This window comes from Enterococcus sp. MMGLQ5-1, from assembly GCF_013155265.1.
Taxonomy (GTDB): Bacteria; Bacillota; Bacilli; order Lactobacillales; family Streptococcaceae; genus MMGLQ5-1.
Genome location: NZ_JABJXU010000004.1, coordinates 115,425 through 136,439, shown reverse-complemented (window position 1 = coordinate 136,439; position 21,015 = coordinate 115,425). Strand labels below are relative to the sequence as shown.

17 protein-coding genes and 1 tRNA gene are annotated in these 21,015 nt (G+C 34.5%); 2 read left to right on the top strand and 16 right to left on the bottom strand.

The features are described 5' to 3' along the window. Positions 1-24 precede the first annotated feature (24 nt). The 10 genes from mutS to HOY35_RS05950 form a co-directional block, all read right to left on the bottom strand. Entirely contained in the window at positions 25-2,559 is a 2,535-nt protein-coding gene (gene mutS, locus HOY35_RS05995) for a DNA mismatch repair protein MutS (protein ID WP_172211323.1), read from the bottom strand. 36 nt (positions 2,560-2,595) lie between these two features. Beyond that, positions 2,596-2,967, bottom strand: coding sequence for a YlbF family regulator (locus HOY35_RS05990; RefSeq protein WP_172211321.1), 372 nt, complete (start codon positions 2,965-2,967; stop codon positions 2,596-2,598). A 90-nt stretch (positions 2,968-3,057) separates the two neighbouring features. Then, positions 3,058-3,786, bottom strand: a complete 729-nt coding sequence (locus tag HOY35_RS05985; protein WP_172211319.1) for a 3-oxoacyl-ACP reductase — start codon at positions 3,784-3,786, stop codon at positions 3,058-3,060. Between the two features lie 143 nt (positions 3,787-3,929). Then, the gene (locus HOY35_RS05980) at positions 3,930-4,172 is read right to left on the bottom strand and encodes a DUF2829 domain-containing protein (RefSeq protein ID WP_172211317.1); all 243 of its coding nucleotides are present in this window, start codon (positions 4,170-4,172) and stop codon (positions 3,930-3,932) included. An 83-nt stretch (positions 4,173-4,255) separates the two neighbouring features. Next, positions 4,256-6,244: a methionine--tRNA ligase gene (gene metG / locus HOY35_RS05975; RefSeq protein ID WP_249641485.1), complete on the bottom strand. Its 1,989-nt coding sequence runs from the start codon at positions 6,242-6,244 to the stop codon at positions 4,256-4,258. A gap of 527 nt (positions 6,245-6,771) precedes the next feature. After that, on the bottom strand, positions 6,772-8,817 hold the full coding sequence (locus HOY35_RS05970) for a DNA topoisomerase 3 (RefSeq protein ID WP_172211313.1): 2,046 nt from the start codon (positions 8,815-8,817) through the stop codon (positions 6,772-6,774). A gap of 265 nt (positions 8,818-9,082) precedes the next feature. Further along, positions 9,083-9,481, bottom strand: coding sequence for a DUF3021 domain-containing protein (locus HOY35_RS05965; RefSeq protein ID WP_172211311.1), 399 nt, complete (start codon positions 9,479-9,481; stop codon positions 9,083-9,085). Then, the gene (locus HOY35_RS05960; protein ID WP_172211309.1) at positions 9,474-9,926 is read right to left on the bottom strand and encodes a LytTR family DNA-binding domain-containing protein; all 453 of its coding nucleotides are present in this window, start codon (positions 9,924-9,926) and stop codon (positions 9,474-9,476) included. The genes HOY35_RS05965 and HOY35_RS05960 overlap by 8 nt, the downstream gene beginning before the upstream one ends. 25 nt (positions 9,927-9,951) lie before the next feature. Next, on the bottom strand, positions 9,952-10,806 hold the full coding sequence (locus HOY35_RS05955; RefSeq protein ID WP_172211307.1) for an ABC transporter permease: 855 nt from the start codon (positions 10,804-10,806) through the stop codon (positions 9,952-9,954). Beyond that, on the bottom strand, positions 10,790-11,686 hold the full coding sequence (locus HOY35_RS05950; RefSeq protein ID WP_172211305.1) for an ABC transporter ATP-binding protein: 897 nt from the start codon (positions 11,684-11,686) through the stop codon (positions 10,790-10,792). Before HOY35_RS05950 ends, HOY35_RS05955 begins: the two co-directional genes overlap by 17 nt. Before the next feature lie 154 nt (positions 11,687-11,840). On the opposite strand from HOY35_RS05950, the gene HOY35_RS05945 reads away from it, so the two are divergent. Then, positions 11,841-11,914 (top strand) — tRNA-Thr (locus HOY35_RS05945). Positions 11,915-12,417: 503 nt separating this feature from the next. On the opposite strand, the gene HOY35_RS05940 is transcribed toward HOY35_RS05945, so the two are convergent. From HOY35_RS05940 to HOY35_RS05930, 3 genes are all read right to left on the bottom strand, one after another. Next, positions 12,418-13,272, bottom strand: coding sequence for a PhzF family phenazine biosynthesis protein (locus HOY35_RS05940; RefSeq protein WP_216656328.1), 855 nt, complete (start codon positions 13,270-13,272; stop codon positions 12,418-12,420). A 28-nt stretch (positions 13,273-13,300) separates the two neighbouring features. Further along, positions 13,301-14,206 (bottom strand): DMT family transporter, encoded by a 906-nt coding sequence (locus HOY35_RS05935; protein WP_172211303.1) that lies wholly within the window; start codon positions 14,204-14,206, stop codon positions 13,301-13,303. An 86-nt stretch (positions 14,207-14,292) separates the two neighbouring features. Next, positions 14,293-14,775: a YbaK/EbsC family protein gene (locus tag HOY35_RS05930; protein WP_172211301.1), complete on the bottom strand. Its 483-nt coding sequence runs from the start codon at positions 14,773-14,775 to the stop codon at positions 14,293-14,295. 113 nt (positions 14,776-14,888) lie between these two features. Between HOY35_RS05930 and HOY35_RS05925 the strand changes: the two genes are divergently transcribed. Then, a complete protein-coding gene (locus tag HOY35_RS05925) occupies positions 14,889-15,758 on the top strand; it encodes a LysR family transcriptional regulator (RefSeq protein ID WP_172211299.1) in 870 nt (289 codons plus the stop codon). 183 nt (positions 15,759-15,941) lie between these two features. Here HOY35_RS05925 and HOY35_RS05920 read toward each other — a convergent pair whose 3' ends face one another. The 3 genes from HOY35_RS05920 to HOY35_RS05910 all read right to left on the bottom strand — a co-directional run bounded on the left by HOY35_RS05920 (position 15,942) and on the right by HOY35_RS05910 (position 21,010). Next, the gene (locus HOY35_RS05920) at positions 15,942-16,898 is read right to left on the bottom strand and encodes a ketopantoate reductase family protein (protein WP_172211297.1); all 957 of its coding nucleotides are present in this window, start codon (positions 16,896-16,898) and stop codon (positions 15,942-15,944) included. 1,124 nt (positions 16,899-18,022) lie between these two features. Next, a complete protein-coding gene (locus HOY35_RS05915) occupies positions 18,023-18,619 on the bottom strand; it encodes a DUF1349 domain-containing protein (RefSeq protein WP_172211295.1) in 597 nt (198 codons plus the stop codon). A 951-nt stretch (positions 18,620-19,570) separates the two neighbouring features. Further along, positions 19,571-21,010, bottom strand: coding sequence for a glycoside hydrolase family 1 protein (locus tag HOY35_RS05910; RefSeq protein ID WP_172211293.1), 1,440 nt, complete (start codon positions 21,008-21,010; stop codon positions 19,571-19,573). Between the last annotated feature and the right edge of the window lie 5 nt (positions 21,011-21,015).

The following is a 21,015-nucleotide window of genomic DNA, read 5'->3' as shown; positions in this document are numbered from 1 at the left end:
CTAACAGCTATCAGAACAACTGTTTCAGCATTTTTTTTGTAAGCTTGCAATAAAAGTCATCGCATCCAATGGTGTTGCATGCATCAAATCAAAAGCCTTAATTTCACTAATTAGCGCATCATTTGAAGCTTCAACAAAAAGTGAAAGTTGTTCATCCGCAGGCGCTCCTGTCGATGCTTTCGGTGACTGTTCAGCGTTTTCTAGCTCATCCAGTATAACCTGCGCCCGCTTTAAGACAGCACTTGGCAAGCCAGCAATTTGAGCAACATGAATCCCATAGCTTTTGTCTGCAGGCCCAGCAATCATTTTATGTAAAAAAGTAACATTACCGTCCTCTTCAAGTGTTGATACATGTACATTTTTAAGTCCAGAAAGCGTTTGACCTAAGATTGTTAATTCATGGTAATGCGTTGAAAACAAGGTTTTTGCACCAACGTTATCATGCAAATATTCAATAATTGCTTGTGCTAAAGCCATACCATCATAAGTCGCTGTCCCTCTACCAAGCTCATCAAATAAAATTAAGCTTTGAGCTGTCGCATTACGAACCGCAAGGTTAGCCTCCATCATTTCAACCATGAAAGTTGACTGTCCTGAGATTAAATCATCGCTTGCCCCAATTCTCGTATAGATTGCATCAAATATTGGTAGCTTGGCTGATGAGGCAGGCACAAAGCTACCGATTTGTGCCAGAATGACCATTAGGGCAAGCTGCCTCATATAAGTTGACTTACCTGACATATTAGGACCAGTAATCAATTCAATTGTTTCAGCTTCACGCATTTCAATCGAGTTTGGAACATAAGTATTTGGACCTAAAACCTTCTCTACAACAGCATGACGTCCTTCAACAATATCTAGTGAACGCCCAAACTCGACCATCTCAGGCTTCACATAGTGATAATTTTCTGCCACCTGAGTAAGACTTTGTAAACAATCAATTTCAGCAATCTTTGAGGCCAGCTTTTGCAGCTGCGTGATGTAGCCTTCCACCTGTTCACGGATTGTCAAAAACAGATGATACTCTAGGTCGGTCGATTTATCACGTGCTTCTAAAATAGTACCTTCGACTTTAGCTAATTCATCCGTACCAAAGCGCTCTGAATTTTTTAGGGTCGCTTTTCTAAAAAAATAATCTGGAATAGCACCGAGCTGTGATTGAGTGACGTGGAAATAATAACCATCCTTGCGATTATAATCAATACGTAAATTTTTAATACCCGTATTCTCTTTTTCCTTTTGTTCAATCTCTGAAATCCATTTGGCACCATTACGGCCCGCCTCGCGAAATACGTCTAATTCCGCATTATAGCCCGTTTTAATAATCCCACCTTCAGTGATAGCACTGGCAGCGTCATCAGCAATCCCTCGCTCAATCAAGCCAGCGAGCTCCGGTAGCTCATTTAACTGGTCTGTCAGGTAATTTAAAGCTGGGTGATTAATGTTGCGCAAAATAGCGATGATATTTGGTACCTGATAGAGTGAATGCTTAAGCTGTAAAAAATCCTTCGGATTGGCATTTCCAAAGGCGACGCGACTTGCCAGACGTTCTAAGTCATAGACACCCTTTAGGCTCTCTTCTAAATCACTACGCTCAAAAAAGTGGTTTAGCAATACTTCAACAGCCGCTTGTCTTTCTAAAATCGATTTTTTTTGAATCAATGGACGCTCAATCCATTGCTTTAATAAACGAGTACCCATTGCTGTTTTCGTCTCATCCAAAAGCCAAAATAAAGTACCCTGCTTTCTGCCATGACGAATCGTCTTTGTTAATTCAAGATTATATTTTGAAAAATAATCAATCTTTAAAAACTGCTCAGCGGTATAAAATTCAGCAGGCTTAATATGCGATAGATGGCGCATTTGCGTTTTACTAACATAATTTAACAATAGATTTAATGCAGGCTGGATACTGATTTCAATATCAGCAATCAGCTCGCTCAGCTCACCAGCAAGTCCTTCAACTGCTCGGACAGAGATTAAAATAGCTAACCGTTTTTTGATTGCTTCTAAATCTAAAATTAAAGCTTCATCTAAAATTAATTCTTTAGTATTAAGACTTAAGCATTCATTGATAACTTCATCTAATTCCGCAAAATAGGATACCTTTAATTCACCTGTTGCCAAGTCGATATATGCAAAGCTATAGCCGCCAGCTGTTTGCGCAATTGCAGTTAGAAAATTGTTACTCGTCTTATCCTCTTGACTATTGGTCGCAGTCCCCGGCGTTAAGACTTGCACAACTTCACGCTTAACCACACCTTTGGCAAGCTTTGGATCTTCCATCTGTTCAGCAATCGCAACCTTGTAGCCAGCCTCTATTAGCTGATCAACGTAGATTTGAGCTGAATGGTATGGCACACCTGCCATTGGAATTGGTTTTTCGGCATTTTTATTGCGACTGGTTAAGGTCAACTCTAATAAATGAGCTGCTTTTTCGGCATCCTCATAAAATAATTCATAGAAATCTCCCATTCTAAACATTAAAAAAGCATCTGGGTAGTCTTTTTTAATGTCAAGATATTGTTGCATGCCTGGAGAAATTTTCTCAATTGCCATTTTTTATCTCCTATAATAAAAGTATCTTATTAATAATTATTTAAAATTATTATCTTCCAGTGATTGATTGACTTCATCTTCGATTCGATGCGTTAAGTAATGTAGCAAATCATCAACGTTCTTTAATTCTTGACGATATGCAATTACCAAGGGATGCTGATTAATCTTATCATTTAACGCATCTGCCTGTTGATTAGCAAGCTGAGCAGCCGCTTTTTTATCAATTCGCTGATAAAGCACTGCATCCTTTTGTGCACGTTCTAAATCCTCAGTCCATTGCTGAATCTGTCTGTTCTGATTTATTTTATATTCGATTGCACGATAATTTTTCACTAAGTCAAGCTCAGTCAAATAATCCGTCAACTGTTTAAGCTTTTCAGCAACCTCTTGATCTATTATATCCATCATTATTCCTCAAGTTTTTTAATAATTATAACATATGTTTAATTATCTCTAAAAAATTACTAATAACCCAATCATAAAAAATTAGCAAAAAAGCTATTTTAAAGTCCAGCCGCCATCAATTGGCATAATTGCGCCTTGGATATAGTCAGAGCTCTCACTCGCCAAAAATAAGCTTAAATTAGCGACCTCCTCAGCGGTTCCCCAGCGGTTAACAGGTGTTTCACCGGCAACCCACTGTGCCATCTCACCAGCTCCAGAAAAATCCCTAGCATTCATTGGTGTTTTTATCGCTCCAGGGGCAATTGCATTAACCTTTAAATTATCCTTAGCATAGTCTAAGGCAAGCTGCTTAGTAAATCCAGCAACCGCGTGCTTGCTGGTTGTATAAGCAATACCACCACCACCAGCAACTAAGCCAGCAATCGAACACATATTGATAATCGTGCCTGATTTTTGAGCTAGCATTTTGGGTAAGACTTGGCGAGTAACCATAAACATACTCGTAAGATTGGTCGCCATAACCTTTTCAAAAGCCAATTGACTGGTCATCAGTATTGGTTGATAATCATCCAATATACCTGCCGTATTAAGTAAAATATCAATTGAATCAAAGTTATCAATTACTCTTTCAAGCTGCTGACTATCAAGAATATCCAGCTGATAAAATTTAAAGGCTTCTGATTCGGCAAGCGGGCAGACCTGAATATCAATACCATAGACTATCGCTCCTTGATCCAGAAAAGCCTTTGCCTGTGCTAAGCCAATACCGCTGCTACAGCCAGTAACTAGAACCCGTTTATTTTTAAAATTCCAAATAGCCATCGTCTCTCCTTTGACCTTTAAAAAAGTATCATTGGTCAGCGCTCATTGCAGATATCAATATTTATTCCGTCACATTGGTTCACTAAAAATGCTCCTATTAAAGCCTTATTAAATACAAAAAATGAGCGTATCCATACCTAAATTTAATCGGTCACAATTATCCAATCATCTGCCAAGACATCGCAAGGCGTTGGCGACCACATTGAATAGCCTTCACCCTCGCCAGAAACATTAATCAAGAAATATGGTGTTACTTTAAGCCTTTCCCCATTCTCTAGTGTGATCGAGTCATAAATCGCAATAAAATTTTCTGCACCACCCCAGCCTTGTGTTCTAACAGCCCTTTTACCTGCCTTTAGCATTGGTAAAACTGATTCAAATGTCATTGTAAGCCTCCTGATCTTATTCCATCCTTTTTAATTTAAAATAAGGCTGGCATTTTGCCAGCCTTACGAATAATTTTGTTAAACTAGCTAATCAAAGAACCATTAGGTACGTTTGGTGCTGCAACAACCTTCAAAATACCGTTTTCACCCTCAGCAGATAAAATCATACCTTGACTAACCTCACCGCGCAATTTTCTCGGCTTCAAATTAGCAACAATCACAACCTTCTGTCCAATCAAAACCTCTGGATTTGGATAAAATTCTGCAATACCTGATAAAATTTGACGGTGCTCTTTATCACCTGCGTCTAGTCTAAATTGTAAAAGCTTATCCGCGCCCTCTACCTTTTTGACCTCAATGACCTCGGCAACCTTCAATTCAACTTTATCAAAATCCTCATATTTAATCGATTTATCCTTAGCTGAAAGCAATTCAACCTCTTCTGGTAACCACTCCTTTTCAGTGATGCCACCAGACATTTGCTCCTTAATATAAGCAATTTCTACCTCAGAATCTAATCGTGGAAAAATTGGCTGACCTTTGGTCACCACTTTTTGATTTGCCGTCAATTCACCATATACTGCTGAATCAATATTTGGCAATGTCCCTAAACCGAGCTGTTCAAAGATTGCTTTTGGTGCTTGTGTTAATACTGGTTGAATTAAGACCCCGACTAACGCCAACGCCTCTGCTAAATGTACTAAAACACTATTTAATTCATCACGCTTATTTTCATCTTTCGCTAGAACCCAAGGCATTGACTCATCAATATATTTATTAGAACGTGAAATAATATCCCAAACCTCGCCTAAAGCAATATTAAATTCTAATTTATCAAAGGCCTTATGATATTTCTCAACCGAGTCCAAAATTTGGTTTTGTAAATCTGCATCAAAGGATGTGACATTACGATGGTAGGTTGGAATCACGCCATCTGTATATTTATTAATCATTGCTACAGTCCGATTTAATAGATTACCCAAGTCATTTGCTAAATCAGAATTAGTTCTAGTTATAAAGTCTTCAGGTGTAAAGACGCCATCACTACCGAAGGGTACTGCACGAAGTAAATAATAACGTAAAGCATCTAAGCCATAACGTTCAACGAGCATTTCTGGATAGACAACATTTCCTTTAGACTTAGACATCTTACCATCACGCATCAATAGCCAACCATGGCCAAAAACCTGCTTTGGTAGTGGTAAATCTAGTGCCATTAGCATAATCGGCCAGTAAATTGTATGAAAACGGACAATTTCCTTACCTACCATGTGGATGTTAGCAGGCCAATATTTTTTAAAGAGCGAATCATCCTCGCTACCGTAGCCAAGTGCAGTGATATAGTTCGCTAAAGCATCAATCCAGACATAGACGACGTGCTTCGGATTCGATTTAACCGGAATACCCCAAGTAAATGTCGTTCTTGAAACAGCTAAATCCTCTAAGCCCGGTTTAATAAAATTATTAATCATTTCATTTTTCCGTGATTCTGGCTGAATAAACTCTGGATGCTCATTATAATAATCTAAAAGACGATCAGCATACTTACTCATTCTGAAGAAATAAGATTCTTCCTTGACCCATTCTACTTCGTGACCACTTGGTGCAATCCCACCAATCACTTTGCCTGAATCATCTTTAAAGACCTCTGCAAGCTGTGTTTCAGTAAAAAATTCTTCGTCAGATACTGAATACCAGCCTGCGTATTCCCCTAAATAAATATCACCCTGAGCTAACAGCTGCTCAAAAATTTGTTGGATTGCCGCCTCATGATAATCATCAGTTGTCCGGATAAATTTATCATAGCTAATATCTAATAATGACCATAGAGCCTTAATATCTTCAGCCATACCATCAACGTACTTCTTAGGTGTCACGCCAAGTTGGTTGGCTTTTTCTTCAATTTTTAGACCATGCTCATCAGTACCAGTTAAATAAAAAACATCAAAATCCATTAATCGTTTGTAACGCGCCAAAGCATCACAGGCAATTGTTGTATAAGAATTCCCAATATGTAATTTCCCTGATGGATAGTAAATTGGGGTTGTAATATAAAAAGTTTCTTTGGTCAAAGCGCCAGCCTCCTGCATTAATAATCGCTATTTCAAACTCTGAAATAAGAAAATATCCACTCATAATCATAACATAATCAAGCTTGAGATACATTAGTAAACCATGATTAATCTATTTAAAAAGTTGAGAGTGCTTGCTCTGACATGCTCGAAACGGGCTAAATGTACTGTGATTTTTGAAAAATCTACAACATCAACTTTGGCGAAGTGCGCCAAAGTAAATGTATTGATGTTTACGATTTTTTACAAAATCACGAGCGAGTACATTTAGCACCTTAGTGAACGGTAGGCAATCATTTTTGAGATAAAGAAACTTGTGATTTTAGTCGTTTTGTTTCGTAATTTGTCTTTTAAATTCATAAACAGAATGCTTTCGCATTACTTGTTTCACAAGTACAAATCACTCAAGAAATTGATACGCTACGCTGAAGGATAAACCTTTAGACTCCACTTAATCATTTAGTTGACTTATCGCAAAAAATGATTGAATCGAAAGAGCATTGTCAAGCACTCGATACTAGATTTAGCTAAATTTTCAGATTTTTTAACGCTGCTGCCAATGGACTTTCTAATTCTGCAGCCTTTTCTAATTTTTTCATAATTTTTTGTGTTTCTCGCTTATCTACCTTTTTTGATCCAGCCTTCCCACCAGTCAGCTTTTCAGTTGTACCATCATATTTACATTTAAAATATTTACCATTACTACCATCAATAATCAGCATTTTCCGATGGCACTGTGGGCAACGATGATTACTAATCTTAGCTTCTGCTTGGCGCTTATAATCACATTCTAAATTACTACAGATAAGTAATTTACCATTTTTGGTCGCCTTTTCCTTTAAATTAGCACCACATTTAGGACAAATTTTGGTTGTGAGCGAGAAATCCTTGTATTCAATATCGCTTGATTTAATTTCGGCAATCAGCGCTGTCGCTTTAGCCTTGATATCAGTAACAAATTGCTCAGGCTTTTCTTTGCCTTGGGCAATTCTTTCAAGGCGAATCTCCCATTTGGCAGTTGTTTCTGGTGTTTTCAAATCTGGATTCACTAAATCCAATAGCTGTCTACCCTTTGGCGTTGTCGTTAAAAATTTATTTCGATCAACATAACCACTTGAAATAATCTTTTCAATAATTTCAGCTCGTGTCGCAGGCGTACCAAGCCCATATTTTTCCATTTGCTGTAATAGCTTACCTTCAGATAAGGGATTTGGTGGGGTTGTGGTCGTTTGCTTAATTGAAAACTGTGGCGCAATTTGCTTAATTTGATGCCAATCAATACTTTTCTCAATCTGCTGCTCTTGTTTAAAGCCCGCTTCGAGAATTTTTTCTTGATGAAAGATAAAAGTAGCCTCTGGAAAAGTAACCGTTATTTTTTGTACCTCTTTTTTAAATTTTGGTAAAAATAAACCAACAAAACGGTTCACAATTAAGAAGTAGATTTTATGCTCATCATTGCTAAGCTTGGCTAAATTCGGAGCTTTTTCTGTTGGAATCAATGCGTAATGGTCACTAACCTTACTATCATTAAAAACTGCTTGTTGAATCACCTTTGCACCGCTTTTAATAATTTCACGAAGATCAATCACTTGGCGTAACGCCAACAAATGTTCCTTCAGCTCAGCTCGCAAATCACTTGGTAAATACTTACTATCCGTTCTAGGGTAAGAAACAATTTTATGAAACTCATATAATGTTTGAACAAGCGATAAGGTTTTTTTAGCTGAAAAGCCATATTTTTCATTGGCTACACGCTGTAGCTCAGTCAAATCATAAGGCAATGGTGCGGATTCCGTTTTGAGCTGTGTTTCACTAATTTCAACCTGACCTTTTTCAGTGATTTGCTTAATTAAGCTTTCGACTTCTACTTGTGACTTAAATGGATTGCCTTGATATTTACCTTCCTTACCCTGAACAATTAATTTAGGCTCGTAAAAGGTTTGTGCACGAAAGGAGGCAATCTTTGCTTCTTTTTGGCGGACAAGCTGCAAAGTTGGTGTTTGGACACGTCCAGCAGATAAACTATCATTATATTTAACTGTTAATGCACGTGTCACATTCAGTCCAATGTACCAGTCAGCCTGACTACGGGCCAACGCAGAATCATATAAGCGTTGATAATTTTGAGCAGGCTCTAGCTTAGCAAACCCTGCCTTAATTGCTCGATCAGTCTGTGAAGAAATCCAAAGCCTTTCTATTTTTTTATTAAAACGAATCCACTCAATAATCCAGCGAGCGACTAGCTCTCCTTCGCGTCCAGCATCGGTTGCGATAACAATGCCACTAATATCCTTACGCTTTGCTAATTCACCGATTGCCTTGAGCTGACCACGCGTTTTGGGTAACGGCTTAATCCCAATTTTTGATGGTAGCATCGGTAATGGATTCATCTCCCATTTCTGCCAGCTTTTATCTAAATCTTCAGGCATTCTTAAGGTTAATAGGTGCCCTAGTGCCCATGTAATAATATAATCATCGCCCTCAAAATAATATTTTGACGCTTGCTTGGCACCGAGAACTCTTGCTAAATCTTTAGCAACGGAGGGTTTTTCTGCGATTACTAATTTTTTCATTAAGTTATCCTCCATAGATAAAACTATTTTATGTTTAATAATTACGAATAGTAATATACTGAACTTAAATTTATTACAACAAAAGAACAAACTACTATTGTATTAGTATAGCATTTAATTAATAACTGCTGAAATGCTGTTATTGGCAAATGGTTAATCATAAAAATAATAAAAAAGACAAAACAACATATAACAATTTTCAAAAAGTTAAAATAACGAAGTTAACTTTTAAATTGCTATTGTTGCCTCATCTTTTCTTAAAATGTCAATGCCGACTTTTTAATTTACGATTGACCTGCTTAATTTCACGCCTATCAAATAAAAGCAAAACCAGCCAAACCACTGCATAAATAATCACAAAAATTAATAAAAAATGTAGAAAAATCAGCCAGCTGTCAATATCCATTATTAAAGCAATCATGATTGTAGCTGTAATAAAGGTTAAGATAAAATGAATACCAAATGCTAGTAAATAGCTTATTTTTTCGGACTTAAATACTTTTGAATATAGGCCAAATAAGGCACTCGCAAATAAAACGGTCAAAAAATCAAAGCGCGTAATCAGATAACTATTTTCTTGCCCTAAAACGACAGCTAGGAGAAAAAAGCTACCAAAACCAAAGCCAGTTATCATCGGTTGAATCCATTTGGTTATTTTATTCATCGGCTAAAATCCTCTGCTTAATATTTTTCCAATACTTGCGACTAATCTGAACCGCAGTATTTGTCTTTAAGATGGCTTGCATATTTCCTGAGAAGCTACTTTCTATTTTCATAATATAATCCATATTCACTAACGTGCTTCTCGAAACTCGAACAAATTGGCGCTCTGGTAATTCTATTTCAAGCTGACTTAAGGTCTTACGGAAAACATATTTCTCGTTAGCTAGGTGGATTGTTGTATAATCTCCAAAAACCTCACACCAAATAATATCATTTTTAGGAAATTTATAAATTCTCCCACCCATTTGAATAATATAAATGCCAAGCGTTTGGTTATAGTCTGCTAGATAATCCATCAAATGACCGACTGCAACATTTTTTTCTTTCGCTTCAATCGTCACCTGAATTTCAGCCAAATTATTTTTTTCTTTGAAGAATATTTTCAAGTCAAGCGCTCCCTCTAAAAATAAACTATGCTAAGGTTACCTGTAAAATCTTACGACTTAATATCCCTATAATGACTAAAGAAACCAAAATCGTCAACCCTAAGAAAAATAGTTCAAAATGAGCGCCTGAAAGCTGATTATGCCAAAGATAGCCCACGCCCAAGCTTTTCTTTAACGCTTCGCTTTGTGCTACAGAGAAATCACTCAAAATTGGTGTCATCAATGTTCGGCGAAAGCTTGATGAGGCGTATGACATTGGAAAAATCTTAATTATAGTTAAAGCTGCACCACTAAAATTACCAACTGGAACATAGGCCGTACACAAAAAACCGGACAAAGCACCAAAGATACTACCTAACGTTTTTAAAGTTTCTTCACTTTTAACAAATGATAAAAGAACTAAATTAAAAGAGGTGGCTGTTAATGCACTTAGAATTATTAAAATAAATGTCTTAATAATTAAATCTATAGACAGTAGCAATGCTTCCTGCTTGGCAAAATACGCCAAGCAAACTATGAAAACAACAAGCTGCATTAGCACTGAAATAATAACAGCACTGAAAAAATAGCCTGCCAATAATGAAAAAGGAGCGGTGTCGGTAATCGAAAAATCCATAAATTTGTTTTGTGCCTTATCACGAATCATTTGACCTAAAGTCGAAAGAGAGGTCGTCAGGGCGGTTACTGCCAAAATGCCACCAAGCAGCCACATATCAATTAACAGAGCACCATTTTTCAGCTGTTCAACTTGAGAAATCGTATTTTCTCTTAAAAAAAGCACATAAAGTGCAAAAACAATCAATGAGCCAAGCAATGAAAATAATACATTCGTCCGATTATTAAAATAAATTTTACAATTACGTTTAACGATTGCTATCATGATTAAAATTCCTTCCCGTTACCTTTAAAAAAACCTCATTCATGCCGATAGGCTGATAAGTAAAATCAATAATGTTATGGCGCTCTGCTTCAAATAAATCAAACATTTCTATTATATTTTTTACATTAATACAAATTCCACGATCGTCCTCACCCACAATTTGCTTTTGATCAATGCTTAATTTTAAATTAGTCTTATCTTTAACCTTTAACCAAACCATTGGCGTACTATACTTCCGCTTTAAGCTTTCCGCAGTTCCTGCTTCAAGTAGCTGCCCATTTTCCAAAATATAAACACTATCCGCATATTCAGCCTCTTCTAAATAATGCGTTGTGAGTAAAATACCAATATTTTCCGATTCCTTTAGAGCGTTCAGTAACTGCCATATTTCTTTTCGCGATTGCAGATCAAGACCAGTAGTTGGTTCATCTAAAAATAAGATTTCAGGCTGATGAATCAATGCTCTTGCAATATCAACCTTACGCCGCATCCCCCCTGATAAGCGACCATATTTCTTTTGTGCATATTCATTAATTCCGATTTTTGTGATTAATTCATCTAAGCGTTTTTGGTCAACGTGATGGTACATTTCAGCACGGAGCAATAAATTTTCCATTACGGTCAATTCATCATCCAAGACACTATTTTGAAAGACCACACCAATTTTGATGGATGAATGATTCAACTTACCATTATAAAGAATTTCGCCAGAAGTTGGTTGGAGTGTTCCTGTTAACATCCTAATTGTTGTCGATTTACCAGCGCCATTTGTACCTAAATAGGCAGTTAAACTACCTGATTTTATTTGAATATTAAGCTGATTAACTGCAAGCTGTTCACCATATTTTTTGGTTAACTGTCTTGTTTCAATAATTGCCATTCTCTCTCACCTCACCCTTATCATAGCCGCTTTAAAATCAAAATAAAGCTTTCTGAGTTAAGTGGTCTAATTTTTGCGATAAATGGCTGAAAAATAAAAAAGCATCAAAATTATATTGACAGCTACCAGTTTTTTTATTAAATTTATATAGTACGCCGCTTTAGCTCAGTTAGGTAGAGCACCACCATGGTAAGGTGGGGGTCGCCGGTTCGAGCCCGGCAAGTGGCTTAAATCCACGAAATAAACTTAAAAAAGATTCCACAAACGCTTATTTATAGGCGTTTTTTATTTTAAAAAAAGATAAGTTTTTAAATGAAAACGAACAAAAAACGAACAAAGACTAGATGTCATTTAATCTCTCTAAATGCTTCTGCTAAATTTTCATCACACCATTTTCTAAACATTTCTCTATTGATTTTCAATAGCAGTTAATCTTTCTTTACCATTCACTTCAACAATATGATACTCACCAAAAATTTCATAAAAAGCACGACAATAATTAATAGCAAACTATAACTTAAAAACAACTGACAAAATCATCAGTTGTTTTTTTATATTATTACTTTCAAAAAAGAATAAAATTTATCAGTGAAAATACTTCATAAAACTATAAATTGTTAAATTAATTGTCAACAAAATACTCAAAATTGTCCGATAATTCTTTATAATATTAAATAATTATTATTGGCATAGTATCAATTAGTGAATCTCAAAAAAATTTTTGATAATTATTACAACTTTAAAAAACCTTGAATGCAGGTCACGGCATCTCCACCAAGTAATATCTCACCATCATCTTGATATTTTATTTCAACTTTCCCATCCCTTCCCATACATATTCCCTGACTAGCAACATAGTTTTTGTTTGAAATTAATTTTTTGTTTTTGACCAAAATTGCCACGCATCCATTTCCGCTTCCACAGACTGGATCTTCATTTGCCCCTTCATTAGGCGCGAAAGAACGAACTTCCATATCGCTCTCATCATTTAAGTCATTTAATCCAAAAATTGTTAAACCAGTAACTTCTTTAGTAAGTGCTGATATTTTTTTAAAATCCGGACGCAAAGAGATAACTTCTTGTCCATTGGTTATTTGTAGAGTTATCCATACAGCCCCTACATCGATAATGGCATGTTCTTTAATACTTTCAACTGGAATGCCTAAAGCTTCTGAAAACTGTTCTATTTGGTTACGTTGAATTTCTTTAATTTTATATTCTGGAAGTGTTAAAAATATCTTATCAGATTCGATATATATTTTTATTAACCCTTGACCACATTCTTGAATGATATAGTCTTTTTTTAGATTTTCTTTATTCTGATTATAAAAAGCAAATGCGGAACCGATGGTGGGATGTCCAGCAAAAGGCAACTCACTTTGAGTACTAAATATCCTTAACTTATAATCTGCCATTGGATCACTTGAACGACAGATGAAAGTTGTTTCAGAAAGGTTCATCCAGTTTGCAATAGTTTGCATCTCTTTTGTCGAAAGATTATCACCTTCAAGAATAACTGCTACAGGATTCCCTTTAAAAGATTTTTTTGTAAAAACATCAATTTGTTGAAATAATAACTCCTTCATAATATTTCCTCCAATGCTTCTATTTTTATTAATAAATTTCTTTTGCTAATTTAGTGTTTTGATCTTTAAAAGTTTTCTTCCCAGATGAGAATTGAGCATATAGTATAGATATTAATATTAACAATGCACCAAAATAACCTCTAATTTCCAATACTTCATGGATAAAAAGAAATGAAAGTAATGCAGAAAAAACAGGTTCCAGAGAAAAAATTAATCCAATTTTTACTGCAGATAAATATTTTTGAGACATTGGTTGCACCACAAACCCATAAGCACTGCAAAAGATTCCTAAGGCTAAAATTGCTAGCCATTGACTAGAATTGTTTGGGAGCGAAGGTCTTTCAAAAACAGTTGAAAATCCCCATCCCATAAGTGAAGTAACACCTAGTTGAATAATACTAACCAAAAATAAATCAATTTCTTTTTTACAAGCAAGAAAATCCAAAATAATGATATAGGATGCATACAAAATTGCAGTTAGTATGCAAAGGAAAGCCCCTTTTCCTAAATGTAAAGAGTTTCCATTGGCAGTTAATAAATATAAACCTACAGTACTCATAAAAATGCTAATGAATATCGAATTACTTGGTTTTTTTCGATTTACAATACTTTCAATGATTGGTACAAATACGACAGTTGTACTAGCTAAAAAACCAGCAGTTGATGCGGGTGTGTACTTTACACCAATTACTAAAGAGGAGAATATCAAAAATAATAAGCCACCCATGAGTAAGCCGTATTTAATTGTTGGTTTATTTATTCTAATAAATTTTTTCCATGATAATAGAATCATTGCTATAAAAGCAATACCAAATCGTAACCCAATTAGATTGAATGGTTCTATGCCAGAGAGGCCAATTTTCATTAATAAATAAGACATACCCCAAGCTAAAGACACAGTAACCATTAAAAAAGTTGCTTTATTACTGTTCATAAACATACCCTCGATTATTTTTATCTATTCAAAAATAATTTTCTTAATTCAGCAAGTCATTATTTTTTTAGATGATTTTATTTTTATTATTCTTGATTCACATACCAACCTGTACAGGTGTCGACCCATTTTGTATAGTCCGTGAGTTCTTCAAGCTCTGGTAGTGTTAACTGCACAGTACTATTTAAGCTACCACCAGCAGTATAGATGGTACTAAATCGTTTCAAGGAAACATCTAAGAAAATTTCTACACCATTTTTGATAGCAAATGGACAAACAGCACCTGGGACATGCCCAATTAAATCCTCCACTTGTGATCCAGGAATCATTTTTGCCTTTTGTTGAAAGGCATCTTTATATTTGCGATTATTCACTTTAGCATCTCCAGCCATAACGATTAATATTGGCTTTTCTTTTTGAAGAAATGACATTGTTTTAGCAATTTGAGCAGGTTCACAGCCAATAACTTGTGCAGCATGCTCTACAGTATCTCCAATATGTTCATTTACTTGTATTTGATCGCCTAGCTCATGTTTAATTAAAAATTGTTTGACTGATTCGTATGACATTATGATCACCTATATTCTTAAGTTTTTTTTCTTCCATTTTTATTATATAATCTTCTTATCAATAAGTTAAATTAATATTTTTAATTACAATATTAGAAAGAGTGATGGATATAATGAATCCTTATATTATTTTGCAAAAAATTGTTGAAATTGGTAGTTTTACTAAGGCAGCCAATATTCTCGGATACACGCAATCGTCACTAAGTCAAACAATTTCTTCCTTAGAAAATGAATTATCAATAAAACTTTTAAGCCGTTCAAGAGCAGGTGTAGAATTAACGAAAGAAGGAAAAGAGTTATATCCTTATATCGAAAGAAGCATTGTTCAATTTCAAATTATGAAAGAAAAAGTTAATGAAATAAAAGGACTAGGAACAGGAACGATTCGTATTGGTGCCATAGCTAGTGTGACTGCGTATTGGCTACCAGAGTTAATAAGAGAATTTCAAATTGATTTTCCAAAAGTTCAATTCATTCTTTATCAAGGGGATTATTCTTCTATTCAGCAATGGATAAAAGAGGGAACAGTTGACTTTGGTTTTATTACACCCAATGCAGTAACTAAATTGGAAACAGTCTCCATTAAAAGTGGCGAAATGTTGGCGGTTTTACCCAAAAAGCACCAACTAGCCACTCTACCACAAGTAGATTTGTTTCAAATAAGTAAAGAGCCATTTATATTATTAGAAGAAGGACATTATAACGAACCCTTGAACGCTTTCCAAAAATACGAACTGACACCTAACATAAAGTATACATTGCATGATGACTATGCCATTATGAAAATGGTTGAAGCGGGATTGGGAATTAGTATTTTAGCCAAATTAATGGTTGAAAATGCCAAAGCAGATATTGTATCTATTCCAATAACCGAACCGATTATGAGAAAAATAGCCATAGGCTACAAAGATAAAGATGCTTTGCCTATAGCAAGTAAAAAGTTTATCGATTTTATTGTATTAAAAAAAGATGAATTAATTTAATCTTTTTCATTTCTCTTCATACCGAGTAATGTATAGCAGTACGATAGCATATATTATAAGTATAACAGCACCTGTTATTCCTAAGATTTTCATACTAATTCTCCAGTTAAATAAGCACATATGTTACAGTATCTTTTTTATAAATCATTAAACACCACTAGTAATAATTTAATTAAAAATTAATTAAATATACTGTTTATCATAATGATTTTCGTAAATTTTAACTAACATCGTTATTGTATCGTTATAAGGAGTAGGAATATTGAATTCTTTACCCAATCTAGAAATTGCGCCATTTAAATTTTCTATTTCGGTTTGATTTCTATGGATTATCATATCTTGAGCCATCGATGGAAAATGATTTTTAGCAGTTTCTGCAACAGAAGGTAAAGTTTTTTCGAAAAAATTTTTCTTATCTAATTCACATATATTTTTCGCGTAAGCAATTTTTATCGTTTCTTCAACCAAATGTTTGGCTAATTTAATAAATTTCTCATCACGACAAGCTTCTCCGACTTGAATTCTCAATAATGCTAGCGGAGCATTAATAACAATATTCATCATTAACTTGTTCCAAATGTTGAGATCAATTTGTTTCTCATCAAATGAAGTACGAACGCCACCGTTTTCAAAACAAGCAGCTAAAACTTCGCAAGCTTCCTGTTGTAATCTTTTTTTTGTTATGCTTCCGAGATATATATTTACTCCCTCAAACAATTCACCAGCAATAACGCCAGCTTGCTGAATAACGCTTGACATATTCAAGCAACCATATAGTGTCCGTTCTTCTCCATATTGGTGAGCAATAAGTTCCTCATTACCAAGTCCATTTTGTAATGTACAAATAAATGTATACGTACCAACTATTGGTTGAATATCCTTTAGTACGTTATTGGTTACAGTACCTTTAACTAAGATTATGACATAATCCATAGTAGGTAAATTCTTATACGAAGTGACAACATCAATAGGAACTATTTCAGATTCATTGTGAGATATTATATTTAATCCTTTTTGTTTAATAGTCATTGCATGATTACCTTTTAATGGTGCGATTAATGACACCTCGGCACCACCTTTTTTAAGATATGCTGCAATCATACTTCCCATGGCTCCAGCACCAACAATAGCTATTTTCATTTATTAATCTCCTTTTACTAATATATATTTTTTAAAAAAGATGTCTACTTTAGATTATTGTGCTAAAAATATAATAAGTAAAATTAAATTAATTAATTTAAATATTAGAAAAACTTATACTACTGTTTTTTGTTAACAAAAGTTAATATATGAAGAAATTAGATAGTCAAAATATTTGAATTATAATATTGAAAATAAAATAGAGTAATATTTCTGAAATACTATTTTTAGGATAATCAATTTTGGTAGGTAGTAGTTAACAATTAGTCCAAAAATATCAATGAAGCATTGGTATTCTAATACTTTTTATTACTGTCAAATGAAGTATTTGGCCTTAAAAAAATATTATTATACTATCTAAGGGTATTGTATCTAGTAATATTTAAAAAATAAATTTATCACATTTTATAGATTTTTAAATAAATTATGGGCATCTTTAGTTTGATTAAACTCACCACTTCTATCCAGCCAATTGGATTGTCAACAGACAACTAGACAACTTTTATAAGAGATCGTTGGACGGATTATACTACAGTAGACATCAAGTTAAGGGAATTTGAGGGGGAATTACTATGAAACGCAAATCATTCACACAATAATTCAAACGACAAGCTGTTTATTCTTGTTAATGAAGGGGATAATCGTCTCGACTATTTCAAAAAAATGGAAGTCTATCCTTGAATCCACCTGTCAATGGATTCAAGGATATAAAAAGCATGAAAAACATATCTTTACTAGAAGGGAAATTCATGAATTCGTTCGTAGAAATGAAGTAACTCAAAAAAAGAAAATAAACGCTTAAAAGAAGAAGTAGAACTTTAAAAAAAAATCGAACTCTCCTTTTTTCTTTCAGGAAGACTTCGATAATTTTTGAGTTTATAAAGGATCATTGAGGAACACCGCCTATTTTAGAGGTTTATCGTTGCCAAATGTCCCACTATCAGGCTATTATTTGTTCTGTCAGTAATGTGAAGGACATCCGCTGCGTTTGCTTTTTGCATAGAATTATGCTGTGCCTATACTTCAGCATACAATAATTGTTCAAAATTCACCTAATCATTCCTTAAGCGTTTCATTATATTTATAGTTGGATAAAAACCAATCGATTTTATAAAAAGTCATACCTAATCTGGTAATTGGCCATTATGCGCCGCCCATTGGCATTCAATTAAATCAATATTACTAAAGGTGGCTTTAAACGAAGAAACTTCAGGTGAGCAGGCATAAATCCCAAATCGAACTGTATCTTGTCCTCTATGCATATGACATACTCGCATTTGTTCAAAATTTACACCATCGTATGAGCACTCTATACGGTAATCATCTTCTCTACGGCTTAAGCGATACCAAATACTTTTAATCGAAGCGTCAATAACTGTAGTTGCCCAGTCTGAATAGCCCAAATTGGTTACAACACTTCCTAAATGCTGATAGTTTTCATTCTCGTACTCGATGGAAGCCTTTAGCCAATTATTACTATCCAGATACATGACAATCCCGCATTGATCAAATCGATGTGAAGTATCAAATGACGTTTTTACAACAAAACTAAAAAATTGCTCATTTGTTTCCATTTGAAATACTGGTGCATTATCATTTTGAAAATGATAATAAGTATTTTGCCATAAATCAGTTTGTGATTTAGTTATTATTTCAACGGTTTCATTTGTCACTACAAAATTTCGGGGACTTCTAGTCCATTTAAAATTATTTAAATCCATCCATTTTCCCTTCTGATTTTCAAAAATTTATTTTGTATTTCTAATCCAATAATGAGAATTTATAAATTTTAATAAATGCACAAGTAATAAAATATCTATAATTAAATTATAACTCATTCAGATTATTATATTAACTAAATAACCAATATATTCTCTAAATGTAGATTGATTAGCACTTGTTCAACGGTTGATTTTCCACCCCCACCTTTAAAATTTCCAATTACATAAGTTTTTAAAGTTATATATTCTCCTTTATTGTTTATATACCACCTTAATTACTTTAAAAAGTGCCTATTCGATCTTAATTACATTCATAGCCTGCCATATGATTTTGCCAAAAGGGTATTTGGTAAACTATTTTTTATTTTCAAATACGGCGCGGCATGTTCGTCGAAGGAATATAATTATTTTTATAGTATAAAAAAGATTTTAAATTAAAATTCATAAGATATATACAGGACAATAGAATATACTATAGCAGACTATTTTATCAGAATTAGATTTCTTGTTGTAAGTAATAAAAAAAAATTAATTGCTCATTTTTTGAAAGAATATGCACTCTCAAAGTGGATGGGATACACATTAATATTTCACAAATCACAAAAACTTATCAACACACTTTAGAAGTTTCAAGTATCTGATGAAATCAGGATAATACCTCACTTTCATGAATACAATAGATCAATAAAAAGACCTTTAAAAGACCTAATATCTCAAAACCCTTTTTAATTGTATTTCACAAACTCGGCAAGTGGCTTAATAAGTAACCCGTATTCAAATTTTATAAGAGAAATGCCATACATGTCAGCATTTCTCTTTTTATTATCTATAAAATAATTTAACTCCATTAGATAGTAATTATCCAATGGAGTTAAATTATCGTCGTAGAATACTGTTCAAGCGCTGTTACGAATTATTTTGAATAGTTACTTTACGTCTAACAAGCTAGCATTATAATGTCTCACCGTTAGATTCAATAACCTTTTGATACCAATAAAAGGAATCCTTTCTTAAGCGTTTGCCACTGCCTTTTCCAAAATCATCCAAATCGACATATATGTAGCCATATCGTTTCGTCATTTCAGCGCTCGATGAGCTAACAATGTCAATCGGTCCCCAGCTTAAATAGGCCAAAATATCTACGCCATCCTTGACACATTCCTTGAGCTGCTCAATGTGCTGCCTCAAATACTCGATTCGATATTCGTCGTGAATTTGACCATCTGCCTCAACTGTATCTATTGCACCCAAACCATTTTCTGCAATCATTAGTGGTACCTCGTATCTATCCCAGTATTGGGATAAACAGTTATAAAATCCTAGTGGATCAGCACGCCATTCCCACGGAGTAGGCTTTAAATATGGGTTTTGCTCCCCTTCAAAGGGTGCCATGGCATTTTTAGTTGAATCAACAATCCTACTGTAATAGTAAGAAATTGCTAAGAAATCCATTGTATTATTTTGAAGAAGCGACAAATCTCCCGCTTCAATTGGTAGCTCAATATTATTTTCCTCAAAGTAACGAAGTGCAAATTGTGGATATTTTCCACGTAATTGAACATCTGTAAAATAATATTGCATTCGATTTTTTTTCATAGTTAATACAACATCTTCTGGCTTACAGGTTGCTGGGTAGAATGTGCCATCAGCAACCATGGTTCCTAGCTGAGCATCTGGATCAATCTGTCTACCTAGTTCAACAACTTTTGCGCCTGCAACAAATTGATTATGAACCGCTTGATACATTAGTGCTTCCATATTTTCAGCTTGATCATCATAAATACCCAAACTTCCAAATTGAACAACTGGTACAAGATTAACCTGATTACAGATAATCCAATATTTTACCTTACCTTTATAGCGTTCTAATAACACCTTCGCATATTTCACGAAGAAATCAATTACCTTTCGATTCGCGAAGCCCCCATATTCAGTTACTAAATGAAGTGGCATATCATAATGACTCATTGTCATGACTGGCTCCATGCCATTTTCAATGATTTCCTCAATTAAATTGTCATAAAATAAAAGTCCTGCTTCATTCGGAGAGGACTCGTCACCCTTTGGAAAAATACGTGACCATGAAATACTCGTCCTAAAAGAATTAAATCCCATTTCCTTCATCAAGGCTAAATCTTCCTTATAAGTATGATAAAAATCAATACCGTAGCGTTTTGGATAATAGCTTTCACTATCTGCTATAGCACGCTTAATCCCTAGCAGAGTGCCACCGCCTTCTTTTTCAATATTGCTGCGATTGATTTCAGGATCATAGGCATGGATGTCTGAGGTTGATAAGCCTCTACCATCGATATCATAAGCGCCTTCAATTTGACAAGCTGCAACTGCACCTCCCCATAAAAAATCTTTCGGAAAACTATTTATTGTCATCTAAT